This is a genomic window from Providencia sp. PROV129 (assembly GCF_028482245.1).
GTDB lineage: Bacteria > Pseudomonadota > Gammaproteobacteria > Enterobacterales > Enterobacteriaceae > Providencia > Providencia vermicola.
In genome coordinates this window covers 99,471-117,688 of record NZ_JAMPQD010000015.1, presented here as the reverse complement: position 1 = coordinate 117,688, position 18,218 = coordinate 99,471, and the positions used below count along the sequence as shown (strand labels likewise).

Here is an 18,218-nt window from a genome sequence, read left to right as displayed (position 1 = left end):
TTTAACTTTGTGACGATGCTTTATTGAGTTTTTGGTTACGGGTCATCGCACGTTTGGCGCTCCATTTTTCTTTAAAGAATTTGAACGCTAACGCCAAGATTAAGGTGATACCCCAAACCGCAAGGTTAAAGTGCAAGCTGATACCGAGCAGGCTTAAACCTGTAGCAATCACCTGCAAAACCAAGAGTGCACAGAACACACGGCTCACCTTACCAACTCCCCCGAATGGGTTGGTTCCGCCTAATACGATAGCAAGGATGGTCAGTAATAAATAAGAGTCACCGTATCCCATACGCGCCGAGTTAAAGCGCGCCATCATAATCAGCCCTGCCAGCACACACAGCAGGCTCGAAATGGTGTAAATCGCTATCATCACACGGTCAGTTCGAATGCCACTGAACCACGTTGCGTTAATATTGCTGCCGCTCATGTAGATGTTTTTACCCAAGCGGGTACAGCCTAAGAACAGCGCCAATAAAACAGCGGTGACAATAAAGATAATCATGGCAATCGGTACACCAAAGACGGTATCAGAACCGATAGCGCGTACAATCGGTGGCATCCCACTGAGCGCCGCACCTTTGGTCAGGTATACGCCAATACCGCTGATGATGGTCATTGTCCCTAAAGTCACGAGGATAGGGTGGGCACCGATATGGGAAATCATTAACCCCGTTAAGCTACCGATAATCACGGCGATCACTGTGGCGCCCACTAAAGCTATCACGAGCCACATAATCTGCGTGCCCGTACCTGCATCGACGGGGAGATAGTTGATAAATACCCATGCCATAAACAACCCAGTTAAGTTGGCAGTACTGATGATCGCAAGGTTCAAGCCGCCGCTTAACATAGGCACGAACATGGCAAATGTCAGTAACCCCAACTCAGGGAGCTGGAAGGTAATACTCAAAAATGTATTTTGAGTGAAAAAGTGCCCTGGCATCGCGATACTGAAGGCCGCGATAGCCAGTACAAAGATTGAAAGCAGTCCGATAACAGAGCCATCAATTTTAAAAAAAGCTTGTTTTTTCATGGTGATATTCCTGTTAAACAAAACCTACGTCCGTCTCTTTGCGTTTCTTATAGTGGGTAATACAAATCGCAATGAGAATAACCATACCGATGACGATATTGACGAAGTAGTTTGAGACACCAATCAGGTTAAGGCCGTTTTTCAAGATACCGATGAGGAATACCCCCATCAGCGTACCAATAACGCTTCCGCGCCCACCAGATAAACTTGCTCCCCCTAACACGGCTGCCGCGAGTACATCTAACTCACCTCCCACGAGAGCACTTGGCACGACTTCGCTCATACGGTAGGTTTGTAACATGCCGCCAATGGCCGCCATTGCACCAAGATAACCGTATGCAAACAGGTAAATTACCCATACCCGAATCCCGATGCGAGATGCTGATTCTTGACTACCCCCCACTGCATACAGTTGGCGACCAATGTGGGTTTTGTTCATTAAAATCCAGGTTAAACAGGCGATCCCCAACATAACAACGAGTGGCAAGCCAATTTGGTAATATTCCCCGTCTACCTCGAAAGGTAAGATGGTCACAGGATCAACCCACCAATCAGGCAGGTCATAAATGCTGTGCCCGTTAGTTAGCCACATCAACATACCAAATAGCAGTGATTGCATACTGATGGTGATAATGATCGACACCACATTCAGCGAGTAAATTAAAATCGCGTTGATTAAGCCAAAAGTGATCCCGATGATAATCGCCAGCGTAATGCTTAATGCTGGGCTGGCAATAAAGCCTTGAAGTAGCCATGTCGCTATGACGTACTGCACCACAGAAGCCACGGCAGCGAAGGAAATATCAATCCCGCCGGTGACTAAGACAACAAATAACCCTAATGCAAAGATGCCTGTAACCGCATAGCTTTCACTGAGGTCGAGTAAGTTTTGGATCGTCAGAAATTGCGGGCTCATGGTGGTAAAGAAAATCACCATAATTAGGATGACCCACGTTAACCAACCTTCGACAGATTGGGGACGAAGTTTTTGCCAATTAGCCATTGATGATTTCCTCCAATTGCTGCTCATTGATGGAATCCGTCACAATCTCTTTAACGATAGAACCTTGTTTCATATGTAGAATTCGGTCACAGTTGTAATAAGCTTCGGAGGCTTCATCGGTAATTAATAAAATGGAAATCCCCACACCTGATAAGCGGTGGATTAGCTTGTAAATACTGTCTTTTGCACCAATATCGACCCCAACGGTTGGTGAATCTAAAATTAACACTTTAGGGCGCGTTAAAATCCATTTCGCCAGTACCACTTTTTGTTGGTTACCGCCCGATAACGTCGAAAGGGCGTTATTGGGGTCAGTGACTTTGATGTCTAAGTCGGCGATCCACTCTTGCACAATTTCTTGGCACTGTTTTTCATCGATTAAATGCAGTGGGGTTTTAAGGCGATCCAGAATCGAAATCACCATATTGTCCGCGATGGATTGTTGCAAAATCGCACCTAATGTCAGGCGGTCTTCAGAGACATAACCAATGCCGTGTTTAATCGCATCGGTATTGTTTTTTAACTTAACTGGCTTGCCTTCAATTTTCATTTCACCGCTATCGGGATGGGTGATCCCAAATAGCGATAAGGCGAGCTCAGTACGACCAGAACCTAACAAACCACATAAACCCAGTACTTCACCGCGTTTTAAGTTCAGTGAAACATCGCTATATTGCCCCGCACGGCTTAAGTTTTTCAGCTCTAACACGGAACGGCGGTCTTCGGCATTATTTGGTGGCTTACGCTCATGGACGATGTCTAAGCCCGTCATGAGTTCAGTGATTTTACGGGTAGTGAGGCCTTCTGCTGGCCATGTGCCAATTTTTTGCCCATCACGGATAACCGTAATGCGGTCTGAAATTTCTTTCACTTCTTCCAAACGGTGGCTAACAAATACGACCGTAATACCTTTATTTTTTAAATAGTTAACTGTAGATAAAAGCTGGTTTACTTCGGTACGGGTTAAGGAAGCTGTTGGCTCATCCATAATCACCAGACGTGCGTCTGCGACTAATGCACGGCAAATTGCGACTTGCTGGCGCTGGGCGATGGGTAAAAACTGCACGGGCGTGTCTGGATTAATGGTAAAAGCGAGTTCGTTTAAGATCTCTAATGCTTTTTCGCGCAGTTGTTTTTGACGAAACCAACCAAAATAGCCTTTGAGATTCAGTTCAAATGCAATATTTTCCGCAACGGTTAAGTTCGGAAATAACGATAAATCTTGGTAGATAACTTGCACGCCCAATTCACGGGCTTTGTCTGGGGTAAGACGGTTGTAGCTTTTGCCGTCTATCTCAATTTTGCTACCGTCATCAGGGGCATAGACACCACTAATGGTTTTGATCAGTGTGCTCTTCCCACACCCATTCGTGCCCGCTAAGCAGTGCACTTCACCTTTGTTGAGCGTCAAATCGATATTGCGTAGCGCGCGGTGGCCGCCAAAGCTTTTTGAAAGGTCGCGCAAGGTAATGAGTGGATCGGATTTGTCAGCTTTTGAGGTGGTTGTCATAAGTACAATTCCTACTGCAAATAAATTGGTGTTGGCTTGTTCTTCATCATTCAAGCTGCCACGCTATTGGTGGCAACTCGAACGATTTGAAAACAGAAAATTTAAAATCTGGGTAAATCTTATTTTTTTGTTTTATATGACATTTTATAGAGGGTAATTACAGGCCGACTTCAACCAGTTTTTTGGTATTCTCAATATTCAGGTTAACTGGGTTATCGCTTAAAATTGTGTTGCCACTGACTTTAATTTCACCCATATCCCCGATTGAAACGCCATCTTTGATCGCTTCGCCATTCATCATTGCGGTCGCAACTTGAACGAAAACTTGCCCTGCCACTTTTGGATTGGAAATATAACCGCCATCAATTGCGCCTTTTTCCAGTAATTTGATGCCTTGGCCTGGGGTGAAAGTACCGAATACGCATGTTTCAGCATTTTTACGGCGTTTATCGATAGCACGACCCGCACCGATAGGGCCTTGTGAACCGAATGACATAATGCCTTTTAGGTCTTTATGTTTGGATAACAGGTCATTAGCGGTACGCATTGAGTCATCAACGGATTCAGCTACGCCGAAACGGTCATCGACCATTTGCATTTTTGGGTAGTTGGCTTTTTGGTAAGCGATGGCCGCATCTGCCCACTCATTTACCAGAGGAACGGTTAAGCTACCGACAAACATGGCGTATTTACCTTCTTCACCCATACAGGCAGCCATATCTCTCATATGGTTAGCGCCCATACTTTGGGTGTCGAGTAATTCGAAGTCCCAGTCTGCGTTCGTTTGGTTTGGTGATTCGTGGGTGATAACTTTGATACCCGCTTCTTGTGCACGTTTCAGTACAGGCTCAAGCACTTTTGCATCATTTGGCACGACACCGATAACATCCACTTTTTTTGCGATTAAATCTTCGATTGCACGAACTTGTTCTGCAGGATCAGCGGTTGTTGGACCAACTTGGAATGCATTCACACCGAGTTTTTTACCTTCTTCTGTGATCCCTTGTTCCATCACGTTAAACCAAGGAATACCACCGACTTTCACCACAACGCCCATGGTAAAGGGTTTTTGTGCTTTTTGAGATTCAGCCATCGCAACATTTGAAAACAGTGCAACGCTCATTAAACAAGGTAAAACTAGCTTCTTCATGTTCATAGTTGTATTCCTTAGTGTAGATGGATACTAAAATCGGCTATCTCATCAACGTAGGGTCAATGTTATTATCGAATTTAGGTATGCCTATAATTAAGTGCTTAGGAATTATGGGTACATAATATCCCTGCACTTTTTTAATACAGAAAATAAATTAACAATTATTATTTTACTTACATCACGGTTACGGACTTTTTATATTTTAATAAATTACTTATCGCACTCGATAATATTCAAATTCGGAAATTGTGTTTGAAAATTAGTATCATTAAGCTTATTGGTAATTAGCACATTAATATCATCAAATGTACAAACTTGGCTAAACGCATATTTTCCAAGCTTACTGTTATCGGCGAGCAAAACAGTATTTTCAGAAACCTGCAGCATAATATTTTTCAGTTTTGAGTTTATTTCGCTACCATCACGAATACCATTTTCAATATTAAAACCTTGGCACGATAAAAATAAGGTTTTAATTTGGAAGCTACGGATAATGCTTTCTGCAATCGGGCCATGAAAATCATCATGGCGTTCTGAATATTCACCGCCAATCCCAATAACACGTACTCGATCGCGGCACGCTAAGGCTTGGATAATTTTGACAGAATTCGTGACCACAGTGATATCAATGTCAGGGATCTGTCTTGCTAGAAACCAGCAAGTACTGCTGTTATCTAACATAATACAATCACCAGGCTGGATAAATTTCAGTGCAGCTTTGGAAATCTTCATTTTCGCATCGGGGTGCTCTTCAGTTCTTTTGCGAAAAGACTCTGCACCATCAACCATTTGACTGAGTTTGACTGAAGATGGCATCACATTGACCATCGGTATTTCTTCTTGGTCAATGGCGACAGCACCACCGAAGCTACGAATGATACGATTCTCGCGCTCCAGTACCGTTAAATCACGGCGAATAGTTTCTTGGGAAACCAGACATAACTGAGCTAATTCACGCACTAACGCCGAACCATTTTGAGCAACATGGGAACAAATTAATTTATGGCGTTCGGCTTGTAACATTTTTAGCTCCTATTCTTTCCACGATATTTATTCTGCCTGCGTTACTTTTTTTTTGTCGTGACTAGATTCAAGTAATCCCTTTTTGAAAAAAACAAAGCATTTTAAAGTGATCTTTATTTCAGTATTTGAAATGCAGGGAGTTTCGTTACATTCAATTTGTGATTTGAATCTCATTATTTGCGTTATCTTTCGGTGTAATCCATGAGAAACAAAAAAAAATGGGCTAACTCAGTCACCTTTCCACATATGAAATTTGACTAAATGCGACCAATTACGACCGAGTATGCCCGAGTAAGCCTGATTTGTTGCGAGTTTGTAAATGTGGCTGCTTTTTAAATCAGCAGAATCTGTTTACCTTAATAGGTAGAGACAGGTTATCAACACACAAAACACACCCAGAGAATAAATTTTTGTTGTTGATATTTAAGCAAATTTTATAGCTAGGGGATCATTATGTTAGAGAAACTCAAACAACAAGTCTTTGAAGCGAACCTTGCTTTACCAAAGCACAACTTAGTGACGTTCACATGGGGGAACGTGAGTGGCGTTGATCGTGACGCAGGGTTAATGGTGATTAAGCCATCTGGCGTGGATTATGAAACCATGCAGGCTGAAGACATGGTCGTCGTTTCATTAGAAACGGGGAAAGTGCTCGAAGGGAAATACCGCCCTTCTTCTGACACAGACACACATTTGGCGCTTTATAAGGCATTCCCAGAAATTGGTGGCATTGTGCATACTCACTCGCGCCACGCAACTATTTGGGCACAAGCAGGGCAACCATTAAGCGCGTTAGGCACCACACACGCTGACTATTTTTATGGTGAAATTCCGTGCACGCGTTTAATGACTGAAAGCGAAATTGCCGGTGATTATGAAAGGGAAACGGGCAACGTCATCATTGAAACCTTTAGAGAAAAAGGCATTACAGCAAAAGATGTTCCTGCGGTACTAGTCAATAGCCACGGCCCGTTTGCATGGGGAACGAACCCTGATAACGCCGTGCATAATGCGGTCGTTCTGGAGGAAATTGCCTATATGAATTTATTTACTCGTCAATTACAGCCTGCGGTAGGGGCAATGCAGCAAGAATTGTTAGATAAGCATTATTTACGTAAGCACGGCAAAAATGCGTATTATGGTCAAAAGTAAATTTTCAATAATTCATATTTAATAGAATAGTTAATGATGATCTTGAGTATTTAATCATTATCGTTATTTTTTAAATAAAATAGCCACAAAGAACGATTCAGTGTGGCTATTTTGTCATTTTGTGAAAATGAAATTCCCTAGCGTTTAATCAGCTAAATTAATCAACTCTAATTTTTTAAAATAAAAATTAATCTAAATAAATAGATTTTAATTTTTTGATATCGTTATCGGTAAATTTAAGCTCATTTTTAATATAAGCTTCAACTGAGCCTGAGATTTCTTCCATTGCATTAAAGACTTCAATAATAAACGCCTCTTTGGTATCAATTAATGAAAGTAAATAATCCAAAACATTTTGGTCTTGTGTGATCTTTCGATAACCTGCCATTTTTATTTCATTGCGCGCAAGCCGATTAAAATGGGTCACCATGTAGTCTTGCACAATGGTTTCTTTGGGCACGCCTAACATTGAAAGGATCAACAACGCGCCATAACCTGTTCGGTCTTTGCCACCTCTACAGTGTTGAATACTCGGGCTATTATGCTCATCAAGCAACACCTTAACCATTTGGTGGAAAGCAACTTTGGATTTCTCGCTGACAACAAATTGGCGATATTGCTCCAATATTTGCAGCCCATCCCCGTTAACCATTTCTTTGGGAATATGGTGGATAACGCTCTCAATCAACGCTTTGTCTTCATTATCTGGCGAGGCCGCAAACTGCGCGGCAAGTTCTGCGGTTTGTGCTGTTGCATCTAAATGATAAGTTTTATCTTCACCAATATGGCAGTTGGGAAATTTATTGATTTCATTCTGGGTTCGATAATCAATAATACTTTTAATGCCGAGGTGAGAAATATAGTTTTTTGCCTGCTCACTTAAATTAAACAGGTGATTAGAGCGGTATAACATCCCCCATTTGACCTGCTTCCCTTCCGTTGTGGTATATCCCCCAAAGTCACGAAAGTTATTTAACCCTTCAATGGGTAAGGTTCGTTCAGCAAACAGTTGGCACCCACTTTCGGTTTGCAAGATAAAATAAATACGTTGTTTGGCATTAAAAGGGTCGTGCACAGTCAGTGCACTTTCCAGTTTATCGGTAATAAAATTTTCAGGGCGAATTTGTGTATTCGCCTCATCAGTCCAATATAAAGCCGCTGGTGAGCTGGGTATTTCACTGAATTTAATTTCCAGCGTGGACGCGTTAATTCGATTTACTGCGATTTCCATATATTTTCCTTAATCATCCTAAAATTCCAAACATAGAACACACCACGCCGAGAACCATAATGGCCACAATCAATGCAACTGTGTGTTTCCCCTGTAACCGACGGACTAGGAAGAAAATACCGAGTGCAAACAGTAGGGTAAGTAAGTTAGGGATAACTTTGTCAAACATCTCTTGCACTTTGATGGATTGCTCACCCACGGCAATAGTTAGCGGGGTGGAGAGTTTGACGGTAGTCGCTATCAAGGAGCCTAGGACCATCACCCCGACGACGTTCGCTATATTGGTAATACGTTGAATAATATTTGATTTTTTCGATTGCTCGATTAAATCAACCCCTTTGTTATACCCGTAATGAATAAAGAAATATTTGGTACCGATGTTGACGATGTTAAACAGTAGGAACATCAGTATCGGGCCGATAATATTACCTTGAAGTGCAAAGGCCGCACCGATACTTCCGCAGATTGGCAACCACGTAAATTTTAATAAACTGTCTCCAAGCCCTGCAAAAGGCCCCATAAGACCAGCCTTCACGGAAACAACGGCCTCTTTTTCTTCTTCAGTGGTTTTTTCTTCTAATGCCGCGGTCACACCGAGGATCAGTGCCCCCGCGTTTATTTGAGTATTAAAGAATTCAAAGTGGCGTTGCATCGCTTTAATACGTGTTTCTTGGTCGGCTTTTTCATACAGCTTATCGAGTACTGGCACCATGCAATGGGCAAAACCAATGGTTTGCAGCTTTTCATAGTTATAGGAAAATGACATGGTCTGAATTCGCCAAAACATCCCATTTAACTCTTTTTTCGTGAGTTTTTTCTGTTCAGAAGCCGTATCTGAAACAGTATCGGTAGTGATATCGGTCATAGGTCGTACTCCTCTTCTTCATTTTTCTGGGAGGTTTGAGTTGTTTTTTCTTCTGGTGTTTGGCGCATGCCATTAGCGAACGCCATGTCATACAGGACGGCGAAAGCCAGGGCGATAAAAGTAATTGGAATGATTGGCAGTTTTAAATAGGTGGTGAGCATGAATCCGAGTAGGAAAAAGAACCACATTCTGCCTTTGAGTAACATCAATAACAGGATACAAATACCGACGGCTGGGATCAGTTTAGAAGCCACGCCCATACCCGTTAGGATACTTTCTGGAACGGCATTTAAGATACTGTTGACTAAGTCACTACCGAAGTAGACGGCGATAAAACATGGAACTGCTCGAATGAAAAACCACAATGGTGTTGAAAAATAATGGACTTTCGTTAAACCGCTATAGTTACCATCGAGTATCGATTTACTGGCCCAGACGTTTAAGAAACTGGCAAACGAGCGCCAAATGATCAGTAATTGCTGACATAAAATGGAGACAGGAACGGCGAGGGCAATACCTGCTGCAATCCCACCATTTGAAGCGATACCCAGCGCAACACCAATAATTGAACCAGCAATAATATCAGGTGCAGAATATGCGCCCACATTACCAATACCCATCCACATTAACTCTAATGTGGCACTGATCGCTAACCCTTGAACCATATCGCCCATAATAATACCAGCGACAGTACCCGTTAACAGTGGGCGTCGGAGCATTTGTGGACCAACATCATCCAGCGAACAAATCCCCGCCCAAATTGCGATTAAAATGGCCTCAACCAACATAATAGGCTCCTTGCTTATTATTCAAAACAAGCATAATTAAATGAATTAATTGAGTAATGTTTTCAATTCAACAATCGGGTCTTTTGGCACCATCTGAATTTCAACGGCCACGTTATTGTTGATTAATGACTTAAAGGCTTGTTCTTCTTCAGGTGTCACTGCAACGGCGCGGGATAAATTGCGGCGTCCTTCTTGCATTCGCATTCCGCCCACATTGAGTTTTTCAAGTTTTAAGCCATTCTCAACCAGCTTGTTCACATCGACGCTGTTGGTGAAAAGCAGCATGGTGCGGCGTTTGATTTCAGCTTTTTTTAATACCTCGATAAATTTGTCAACGCCAAAAACGACCACTTTCAAATCAGGTGGTGCAGCCATGGTGAGAACAGATTGCTGTACGCTATCATTGGCAACTTTGTCATTCACGATAATGACTTGTTCAATATCGAAGTTTTTTACCCACGTGGTAATCACTTGTCCGTGGATCAGTCGGTCATCTATACGAGCAACATTAATTGGCATGGTTTACTCCTAAAGTTCGGTTTCATCTTGAATTACAGGTTTAAGTTGTTCACCTACATTAATGCAGCTGTCTGGGAACACGTCATTGATAACTTGATGAATTTCATGTAAAGGCAAATCGCGATTACTTAAAATCTCAAGGAAAGTAGGGACGTTGATCCCGCAATACAGCGCAACATCATTTTGTGTTAACACCAGTTCGCTGGCTAAGTTGCACGGTGAACCACCGAGCAGGTCAACTAAAATGAGCACACCATTGCCTTGGTTAATTCGCTGATAGGTATCGAATAATTGCTTTTTGACCTCATTAATATTGCTTTCTCTTTGGATGGATATCACGCTGATATCTTCCTGAGTGCCAATTAACATTTCTGCACACTCCAGTAGCCCTTGTGCAAAAGGGCCATGGCTTGCCAGTATGATGGGTAGTTGAGAGCTCATTTTTTCCCCTTTATATCTTGCTTTTTATTTTAGTAATAAAGTTACTTTTATATATTTATTTTTAAGTAACAATATCACAAAAAAGAGGAATGAAAAGGATTAGCCAGCAAGAAAGGGTCAGTTTTGTGAGCGAGATCGAAGTGGCGATATCGTGCCACCTCGAGAAGATGAAGAAGAGAAATAAAAATTAATTGTTGCTATTTAAGCGTAAGAAACGCTCTGCACGGGTGCTAATTTGCTTTTGGATACGCTCATCATACTGATTAATAAACAAGTTAGTAATCAACATATTAATGACAGTTAGCTGTGAAATTTTTGAGCGAATAGGGATAATCCGCGAGATATTTTCGGTTGATGTGGTATGTAAAATGGTTTCTGCCAAGGAAGAGACTGAGCTTTGCCCCATCTTAGTTATGGCGATAGTTGGCACCTGTAATTCACGGGCTAATGTGAGTAACTTAATGCACTCGTGGTTTTCACCTGAATGGGAAATCACAATCACCAAGTCATTTTTATCTAATGTATTCACGATGCTAAATTGAATACTGTAGTCGAGGTGGCAATTCACGTCTTTTTTAATTTTAATGAGTTGATATTCAAACTCTTTTGCAACTAATCCACTGCTGCCTGCGCCGTAAATAACTATTTTTTTACTTTTGCTAATCAGCGCATTAGCCTGTGCAAATGCATTAAGATTCACTAAAGCACAGGTTTCTTCTATCGATGACTTTTCGATTTGGCTGACTTTAAAATTCACCGTTTCCATCGAATCATTAATATCAATATCTTCTTGTAGCAGCGTGCCGTATGATTTGTTGTTTATCGATGAAATTAAATCAATTTTTAGCTCGCTAAAGCCTTGGTAACCAAGCTTATGGCACAGGCGCAAAATAGTGGTAGTGCTGACTTTGTTTTCTTGTGCCAAAGATTGAATGCTAATACTTTGCATGTTTTTTTTATTAGCAATAATGTATTCAGCGACCTGCTTTTCCTTGGTTGATAGGCTGTCTCTGGCTTCCCTAAGTTTTAGATCTATCATCGTTCACCTTGCTAATAAATTGAAAATCGTTATCTCAGCGTGATCCTACCATATCTTAAAAATAGCGAAATGATGACTTTTCTTTATTGTGCGCAAGTGAATAACAATGGGTGATAATTTACATTTAGGAGAAAAATAATGAAAGGGTCCCTATTGCTTCACAACAGCAAAACAATAGGGATGGACTTGATATTAAAGTGTGACACCCATTTTGAAAATGGCTAATTCACGAAAATCGTTGATTTCATTTTTGGTTTGTTCGCCATTGACGATTTTTACCACAAGCTGAATAAAATCAGCCAGTAATTGATCCATGGATTTACCGTTTAACAGTGCGCCTGCGTTAAAGTCAATCCAGTGGGGTTTTTTCGCCGCTAACTCATTGTTTGTCGCAATCTTTAACGTTGGTACGAAACCGCCATACGGCGTTCCACGACCAGTGGTGAATAACACCATATGGCAGCCTGCAGCACCCAATGCACTGGTTGCAATGGCATCGTTACCTGGTGCGCTCAATAAGTTGAAACCAGGTGTTGTCAGGCGTTCACCATATTTTAAGACGTCCATTACTTGGCTGGTTCCCGCTTTTTGCGTGCAACCAAGGGATTTTTCTTCAAGGGTTGAAATACCACCTGCTTTATTACCTGGTGATGGGTTCTCATAAATAGGTTGGTCATGGGCGATAAAATACTGTTTGAAATCGTTGATCATTTCGACGGTTTTTTCGAAGGTTTTCTCGTCATGGCAGTGGTTCATTAAAATTTGTTCTGCGCCAAACATTTCAGGTACTTCCGTCAATACAGTCGTCCCATTATGGCTCACTAAAAAGTCAGAAAAACAGCCTAATAGTGGGTTTGCAGTGATCCCCGATAGCCCATCGGAGCCGCCACATTCGAGGCCAAATTTCACTTCACTGAGTTTGCCTGCAACACGTTTATCTTGCCTAACAATTTGATATAACTCATTAAGATGCTCAACGCCTGCTTCAATTTCATCTTCTAATTGTTGGCACACCATAAACTTAACGCGGCCTGCATCAAATTCACCGAGGGTCTCTTTAAAGGCTGCAACTTGGTTATTTTCGCAACCAAGTCCAATCACTAATACGCCCCCTGCGTTAGGGTGCTTGACCATATCTTGCAAAATTGTACGAGTGGTTAAGTGGTCATCCCCCAATTGGGAGCAGCCTAAGGTATGGTTGTATAAATACACTCCATCAATATCATCAGGGTTGCCATTTTGTTTTTGGAATCGCTCGATCATTTTGCGGGCGAGGGCATTGACACAACCCACCGTTGGGATCACCCAGATCTCATTGCGAATCGCTACTTCGCCATTGGCTCGGCGATAGAGTCGGACATCAGGATCAGCCACGGTTGCAGAAATTGCATTATGCTCAGGGTGATATTCATAATCATTTAATGCGCTAAGATTGGTCGCGGTATTATGGGTGTGCACATGCTCCCCAGTGCTAATGTCTACGGTGGCGTGGCCTATTGGCGCCCCATATTTCATGACATTTTTACCTGTTTTAATGGCGGTTAAGGCAATTTTATGGCCGCGGCTCACATCTTCTTTCAATGTAATCGATTGATCTTCAATCGTGAATGTATCCCCAGCGAACCTATCGATTAGTGTGACGGCGACATTGTCATTAGTGTGTATTTTAATTATTTCTTTTTGCATGTTTTGCTCCCTGAGCGGTACATCGGACTGAAAAGATCAGTAGGGTGACTATCTTCAATTTTGCTGCCTAATTTTCATGCATTATACGATCTGGTTTATAACTTTGAAAGGTGTTATACCAATTTTGTGGTGAAATTATTTCTTGGCCATATTCTTGCTTCCCCATCATTGAGTTATTTCGTTATACTAAAGCCATAAAAGCATTGCCGAGTTAGGCCATACTGCAAAAGGAGAAAATCATGAGCTCAGCTGAGAGCGAACCGCGCCTGTACCAGCAAGTGGCTGCACTGGTTAAAGAACGTATTGAAAATGATGAGTACCCTGTTGGCACTAAACTACCCGCAGAAAGGCTATTGGCAGACGAAATGAATGTCAGTCGCACAGTGATCCGCGAAGCTATTATCATGTTAGAGGTGGAAGGATATGTGGATGTTAGGAAAGGCTCTGGTATACATGTTATCAGCAATCGGTCTAATAACTCTGTCAATACTGAGGGCGGCTTGGAGTTTAGCCGCTGTGGGCCGTTTGAATTATTGCAAGCAAGGCAGTTGATCGAAAGCCATATTGCGGAGTTTGCAGCGACTCAAGCCACCAAAGAAGATATTTTAAAACTGCTTGAAATTCAAAAGAATGCGCGTAAAGAGGACCGTTTTCGTGACTCAGCGTGGGATCTGGCATTTCATATGCAAATTGCGGCTTCGACCCATAACAGCGCGATGGTGGTGATTGTCGAACAAATGTGGAGCCAGCGGTTACTTAACCCGTATTGGTTAAAACTACATGAGCACATCGATAACCGCTCTATTGAAAGTTGGTGTGATGAGCACGACCAAATCTTACAAGCGTTAGCCCGTCGAGATCCAAAAGGCGCAAGGCAAGCCATGTGGCAGCATTTGGAAAATACCAAAAAGATGCTATTCAACGCCACTAGTGATGACTTTGAATTTACCATGGATCGCTATTTCTTTGCGGATAGCCCACCCGTTGACCAAAGCGACTAGCTAGTCTTCATCATCCTCTGAAATTTGCTTTAATGCGGGAAGGTTGACTAAGACAATTTTCCCGTATTTTGCATCAATCCAGCCTAATTTTTCCCATGCTACCAAGCGCTTATTGATAGTTTGGCGAGTGGTATTAATAATGGTCGCAAGGTCATCTTGAGTAAGGTATAGACTCAACTGAGTGCCTTTTTCATGGGGTTCTCCATATCCTTCCGCTAAACTCAGGAGGCGCTTTGCAAGCCTCGCCGAAACAGAAAGTAGGGCGCTGTCATTGATAATGGTGAACGCATTGCGGATTACTTTACAGAGCAGAATATTCAAAAACTGATAGAAAACAGGGTGTTTTTCCAAGATCAGAGAAAGATCTTTTGGGGAAATGGTCAGCAAGATTGTTGGGCTAATGGCTTTTGCATCGTGGGTACGCGCCGATTTATCTAACATCGCAATTTCACCAAACCAGTTGCCTGGGGACAGGTAGCGAAACACACATTCACGTCCATCGGTGGAGATCGAACTGACTTTTACTGAGCCTTGGATGACCGCATACAACCCACGAGCGGGGTCGCCTTGGTAATGAACCATCTCACTATCATTATAAAAACGCAGTGTAGCGCACTCCATTAGCGCACTAATCAAATAGTTTGGTAAGTTACTGAACCAGCTATTGGTTTGTAAAACGTCTAGTACATCATCATGCGTCATAACTAACTGACTGTTTTGTACAACAATGTTCATTTGAATGCTCCCTGCATGAATCGCGAACTTTATCATGGCATTGGGTGGGGTTATGTTCAATCATGAACAACAGCAACAGGTAATTCAATGGGTTTGATCTAAAAATAGAAAATCCCGAGCCACCAAAGATGACTCGGGGGAGCTCACATCAATCGAAATTAATCTTCAAATTTCTTTTCGATGCCGAGTTTTTTTAATGTGAGGATTAATAGGCCCCCGATAAAGGCGACTAAGGCAATGAAATATAAGCCAGCTCGTGCGGATTCAAAGGTGGTTTCTGCCCAGACCCTTAAGTTTGGTGCCACAAAACCGCCTAAGTTACCTACCGAGTTAATTAAAGCGATACCCGATGCCGCTGCCGTTCCGCCTAAATAAGCCGATGGGAAGCTCCAGTACAACGGTTGCATCGCTAAGTGACCCGCAGCAGCCACACACAATGCAATGATGGCAATCACTGGGATGCTATCGAACAAGCCAGATACAGCAATCCCCGCAGCGCCTAACATAAAGGTAATTGCAGCCACTTTACGGCGTTCTTTTAAACGCTCAGAAATACGGGGTACATAATACACTGCGATAGCGGCACATAATGGTGGAATTGCTGTCACAAAGCCGACCAACACACCCACTTTGCTACCTAGCAAGGTTGCGATTTGTGTTGGTAAGAAGAAGTAAATGCCGTATCCACAGACCTGAACAGTGAACCAAATCAAGCACAGGTACAGAACGCGCATGTCTAGCAGGGCACTCAGCGCACCTTTCGGGCTGTGGCCTTTTTTCGCGTCTTCTTCTAGTGCAAGTTTTGAAGCAAGGGCATTTTTTTCATCATCTGTCAGCCATTTTGCTTTTTCTGGGCGGTCATCAAGGTAGAAGAATACCCAGATCCCGACAAGAGAAGCTAATAAACCTTCCACAACAAACATCAATTGCCAGCCGTATAATCCGAAAGCAAAGGATGAGCCCTCCAAAGCAAGCAATGAGCCTGATAATGGGCCACCAATAATAAATGCTAATGGCGCACCAAACAGGAAGTAGCCAGTGACTCGTGCACGGATATTTTGTGGGAACCAGAAGGTTAAATATAAAATAACCCCAGGGAAGAAGCCTGCTTCACTCACACCGAGTAAAAAACGCAAAACAATAAACGTGGTTTCATCATGGGCAAACATCATTGCTGCAGAGATTAACCCCCACGTGACCATGATGCGTGATAACCAAACTCGCGCCCCAATGCGGTATAACAAGATATTACTCGGTACTTCAAACAATGCGTAACCGATAAAGAAAATCCCTGCGCCGAATGCATAAGCGGCGTCGCTTAACCCTGTTGTTAGCTGAAACTCTTGTTTAGCAAAGCCAATATTTGAGCGATCTAGGTAAGCTAATATGAACATTAATACCACCATTGGTATTATTTTTCGTATCGCTTTGCTGGTCGCTGATGATAAGTGGTCAATATTGGTGGACATGGTTCACCCCAGTATTTTTTATAAGGTAATGATGTTATCTATTCATTTTTATTACGTGTTTAGCCCACCACTGAGAAATCAGCAGAGTAGAGTATAGAGCTATTAAATAGGTAATTTAAATGAATAATTCTTGTTATATATTTCCCTTTCCTTTGCTGTGAATAATTAAAATATCAGGAAAGGGATTTTTATTATTTCACGTTAAATTTTGCTAATGCTTCTGGTTTTAACGTTGTTCCTGCGCCTGGTGCGGTTGGGGTGCTGTACACACCATCAACCACTTCCACGGGATCAACAAAGCAGTCCAGTGTCCATGGAATAAATTCCAATAATGAACAGGCAGGGTGCGCCATCACGAGATGCAACTGTGCTTGCATCATATCGCCATGGTGCGGAGTGACTGGCAGGTTAAATGCCATACCTAGGTCGGCAATTTCCCATACTGCGGTTAAACCACCACAACGAGTTGCATCGGGTTGTAAGTAGTCAACAGCGCCAGCGAGTACAAATTCTTTAAATGAATCATTGTGATACAGTAATTCACCTAAAGCGATTGGCGTATCCATATAAGCGGCTAATTGCTTATGGCTCGCCACATCATCGTGCCACAGTGGTTCTTCAAACCATTTGATATTGAAATCATTTAAACGGTGGCCATATTGTTTGGCGATGCTGATATCCCATTTACCATTTGCATCAACCATTAAGTCAATATCGTCGCCGATTGCGTTGCGAACAGCTTCGATACGTTGTAAATCTTCGCGCGGATCAGGTTTACCAATCTTCATTTTTATCGCTTTAAAGCCTTCTTCGAAGATCATTTTTTTACAGTCATCGACAAGGTCGTCTTGGCTGCGAACTAACCAGCCGCAGTCGGTATTGTATGCATTGACTTTATTATGTTTAGAACCACCAAATAATTGCCACAGAGGTTGCTGCGCGGCTTTAGCTTTTAAATCCCACAGTGCGATATCAATGGCGGAGATAGCCATTTGCATTAAACCACCACGTCCCACCCAAATATTGGTTGAGCTACGAGTAAGTTTACGGTGCAAATAACGCACTTCGTTCGGGTCTTCACCCAGTAACATTGGGCCAAAAACATCTTCAATAATGGTGGTAATTAAACGGTCTGTTGTAATATCTGCATGTGTGCCAGTGTGGCCATAGCCCACTAAACCGCACTCTGTTTTAATCATCACACCAGGCATCCCCCAGTGGGTAATGCTGTGGGTTGAATCGCCAATCAGGTCATTAGTGACCGGAACGTGCATGATAAAGGTGCTAATTTCTTTTATTTTCATTGCTATTCCCAAGTGTTGAAAAGTACTTGAAAGTCAATCTAGCAGTGAGAATTGGAATTAACTGTCAAATGATTTACAGATTGTGCCAATGCCGCGTTTTTAAATGATAAATATGAGCTAGATCTCTTTATTTTGTATGATAACTCATAAAAAAACTTAAAATTGGTATAACAACTTTATTTGGAACACTGAATTTTGAAAAGGAAAGTTTGAAAAGTGAATAACAATGTCACTAATTTATTGTTTTTAATTAAAAATAAAAA

At 42.2% G+C, this 18,218-nt stretch carries 17 protein-coding genes; 2 read left to right on the top strand and 15 right to left on the bottom strand.

The window, feature by feature from the left end; genetic code table 11:
- Nucleotide 1 precedes the first annotated feature (1 nt).
- The 5 genes from PSF27_RS11345 to PSF27_RS11325 all read right to left on the bottom strand — a co-directional run bounded on the left by PSF27_RS11345 (nt 2) and on the right by PSF27_RS11325 (nt 5,725).
- Entirely contained in the window at nt 2-1,036 is a 1,035-nt protein-coding gene (locus PSF27_RS11345) for an ABC transporter permease (RefSeq protein ID WP_206083399.1), read from the bottom strand.
- Nucleotides 1,037-1,049: 13 nt separating this feature from the next.
- A complete protein-coding gene (locus PSF27_RS11340) occupies nt 1,050-2,039 on the bottom strand; it encodes an ABC transporter permease (protein WP_206083400.1) in 990 nt (329 codons plus the stop codon).
- Entirely contained in the window at nt 2,032-3,549 is a 1,518-nt protein-coding gene (locus PSF27_RS11335; RefSeq protein WP_206083401.1) for a sugar ABC transporter ATP-binding protein, read from the bottom strand. The genes PSF27_RS11340 and PSF27_RS11335 overlap by 8 nt, the downstream gene beginning before the upstream one ends.
- 157 nt (nt 3,550-3,706) lie before the next feature.
- Nucleotides 3,707-4,699: a substrate-binding domain-containing protein gene (locus PSF27_RS11330; protein WP_206083796.1), complete on the bottom strand. Its 993-nt coding sequence runs from the start codon at nt 4,697-4,699 to the stop codon at nt 3,707-3,709.
- Between the two features lie 213 nt (nt 4,700-4,912).
- Nucleotides 4,913-5,725, bottom strand: coding sequence for a DeoR/GlpR family DNA-binding transcription regulator (locus PSF27_RS11325; RefSeq protein ID WP_206083402.1), 813 nt, complete (start codon nt 5,723-5,725; stop codon nt 4,913-4,915).
- Between the two features lie 453 nt (nt 5,726-6,178).
- On the opposite strand from PSF27_RS11325, the gene araD reads away from it, so the two are divergent.
- Nucleotides 6,179-6,877 (top strand): L-ribulose-5-phosphate 4-epimerase, encoded by a 699-nt coding sequence (araD, locus tag PSF27_RS11320; RefSeq protein WP_206083403.1) that lies wholly within the window; start codon nt 6,179-6,181, stop codon nt 6,875-6,877.
- Between the two features lie 187 nt (nt 6,878-7,064).
- Here the strand turns inward: araD and PSF27_RS11315 are convergent, their stop codons facing one another.
- The 7 genes from PSF27_RS11315 to PSF27_RS11285 form a co-directional block, all read right to left on the bottom strand.
- The gene (locus tag PSF27_RS11315; protein WP_272539339.1) at nt 7,065-8,108 is read right to left on the bottom strand and encodes a tyrosine-protein phosphatase; all 1,044 of its coding nucleotides are present in this window, start codon (nt 8,106-8,108) and stop codon (nt 7,065-7,067) included.
- Between the two features lie 13 nt (nt 8,109-8,121).
- A complete protein-coding gene (locus tag PSF27_RS11310; protein WP_206083405.1) occupies nt 8,122-8,973 on the bottom strand; it encodes a PTS system mannose/fructose/sorbose family transporter subunit IID in 852 nt (283 codons plus the stop codon).
- On the bottom strand, nt 8,970-9,761 hold the full coding sequence (locus PSF27_RS11305; RefSeq protein WP_272681471.1) for a PTS mannose/fructose/sorbose/N-acetylgalactosamine transporter subunit IIC: 792 nt from the start codon (nt 9,759-9,761) through the stop codon (nt 8,970-8,972). The genes PSF27_RS11310 and PSF27_RS11305 overlap by 4 nt, the downstream gene beginning before the upstream one ends.
- A gap of 45 nt (nt 9,762-9,806) precedes the next feature.
- The gene (locus PSF27_RS11300) at nt 9,807-10,280 is read right to left on the bottom strand and encodes a PTS system mannose/fructose/N-acetylgalactosamine-transporter subunit IIB (protein ID WP_206083407.1); all 474 of its coding nucleotides are present in this window, start codon (nt 10,278-10,280) and stop codon (nt 9,807-9,809) included.
- Between the two features lie 9 nt (nt 10,281-10,289).
- Nucleotides 10,290-10,721, bottom strand: coding sequence for a PTS sugar transporter subunit IIA (locus PSF27_RS11295; protein WP_206083408.1), 432 nt, complete (start codon nt 10,719-10,721; stop codon nt 10,290-10,292).
- Between the two features lie 187 nt (nt 10,722-10,908).
- On the bottom strand, nt 10,909-11,760 hold the full coding sequence (locus PSF27_RS11290) for a MurR/RpiR family transcriptional regulator (RefSeq protein WP_272681470.1): 852 nt from the start codon (nt 11,758-11,760) through the stop codon (nt 10,909-10,911).
- Between the two features lie 192 nt (nt 11,761-11,952).
- Nucleotides 11,953-13,446 carry a UxaA family hydrolase gene (locus tag PSF27_RS11285; RefSeq protein WP_272681469.1) on the bottom strand — a complete coding sequence of 498 codons (1,494 nt, stop codon included), beginning with the start codon at nt 13,444-13,446 and terminating at the stop codon, nt 11,953-11,955.
- A 239-nt stretch (nt 13,447-13,685) separates the two neighbouring features.
- Between PSF27_RS11285 and exuR the strand changes: the two genes are divergently transcribed.
- Nucleotides 13,686-14,447, top strand: a complete 762-nt coding sequence (gene exuR, locus PSF27_RS11280; protein ID WP_206083411.1) for a transcriptional regulator ExuR — start codon at nt 13,686-13,688, stop codon at nt 14,445-14,447.
- On the opposite strand, the gene PSF27_RS11275 is transcribed toward exuR, so the two are convergent.
- The 3 genes from PSF27_RS11275 to PSF27_RS11265 all read right to left on the bottom strand — a co-directional run bounded on the left by PSF27_RS11275 (nt 14,448) and on the right by PSF27_RS11265 (nt 17,955).
- Complete coding sequence (locus tag PSF27_RS11275; protein ID WP_241016810.1) at nt 14,448-15,182, bottom strand: Crp/Fnr family transcriptional regulator; 735 nt, start codon at nt 15,180-15,182, stop codon at nt 14,448-14,450.
- 158 nt (nt 15,183-15,340) lie between these two features.
- Complete coding sequence (locus tag PSF27_RS11270) at nt 15,341-16,651, bottom strand: MFS transporter (protein WP_206083413.1); 1,311 nt, start codon at nt 16,649-16,651, stop codon at nt 15,341-15,343.
- A 191-nt stretch (nt 16,652-16,842) separates the two neighbouring features.
- On the bottom strand, nt 16,843-17,955 hold the full coding sequence (locus PSF27_RS11265; RefSeq protein WP_206083414.1) for a mandelate racemase/muconate lactonizing enzyme family protein: 1,113 nt from the start codon (nt 17,953-17,955) through the stop codon (nt 16,843-16,845).
- Nucleotides 17,956-18,218 lie beyond the last annotated feature (263 nt).

Coding starts and splice junctions, on each gene's coding strand:
- PSF27_RS11345 (WP_206083399.1), bottom strand. CDS start 1,036: ATGAAAAAACAAGCTTTTTTTAAAATTGATGGCTCTGTTATCGGACTG.
- PSF27_RS11340 (WP_206083400.1), bottom strand. CDS start 2,039: ATGGCTAATTGGCAAAAACTTCGTCCCCAATCTGTCGAAGGTTGGTTA.
- PSF27_RS11335 (WP_206083401.1), bottom strand. CDS start 3,549: ATGACAACCACCTCAAAAGCTGACAAATCCGATCCACTCATTACCTTG.
- PSF27_RS11330 (WP_206083796.1), bottom strand. CDS start 4,699: ATGAAGAAGCTAGTTTTACCTTGTTTAATGAGCGTTGCACTGTTTTCA.
- PSF27_RS11325 (WP_206083402.1), bottom strand. CDS start 5,725: ATGTTACAAGCCGAACGCCATAAATTAATTTGTTCCCATGTTGCTCAA.
- araD (WP_206083403.1), top strand. CDS start 6,179: ATGTTAGAGAAACTCAAACAACAAGTCTTTGAAGCGAACCTTGCTTTA.
- PSF27_RS11315 (WP_272539339.1), bottom strand. CDS start 8,108: ATGGAAATCGCAGTAAATCGAATTAACGCGTCCACGCTGGAAATTAAA.
- PSF27_RS11310 (WP_206083405.1), bottom strand. CDS start 8,973: ATGACCGATATCACTACCGATACTGTTTCAGATACGGCTTCTGAACAG.
- PSF27_RS11305 (WP_272681471.1), bottom strand. CDS start 9,761: ATGTTGGTTGAGGCCATTTTAATCGCAATTTGGGCGGGGATTTGTTCG.
- PSF27_RS11300 (WP_206083407.1), bottom strand. CDS start 10,280: ATGCCAATTAATGTTGCTCGTATAGATGACCGACTGATCCACGGACAA.
- PSF27_RS11295 (WP_206083408.1), bottom strand. CDS start 10,721: ATGAGCTCTCAACTACCCATCATACTGGCAAGCCATGGCCCTTTTGCA.
- PSF27_RS11290 (WP_272681470.1), bottom strand. CDS start 11,760: ATGATAGATCTAAAACTTAGGGAAGCCAGAGACAGCCTATCAACCAAG.
- PSF27_RS11285 (WP_272681469.1), bottom strand. CDS start 13,446: ATGCAAAAAGAAATAATTAAAATACACACTAATGACAATGTCGCCGTC.
- exuR (WP_206083411.1), top strand. CDS start 13,686: ATGAGCTCAGCTGAGAGCGAACCGCGCCTGTACCAGCAAGTGGCTGCA.
- PSF27_RS11275 (WP_241016810.1), bottom strand. CDS start 15,182: ATGAACATTGTTGTACAAAACAGTCAGTTAGTTATGACGCATGATGAT.
- PSF27_RS11270 (WP_206083413.1), bottom strand. CDS start 16,651: ATGTCCACCAATATTGACCACTTATCATCAGCGACCAGCAAAGCGATA.
- PSF27_RS11265 (WP_206083414.1), bottom strand. CDS start 17,955: ATGAAAATAAAAGAAATTAGCACCTTTATCATGCACGTTCCGGTCACT.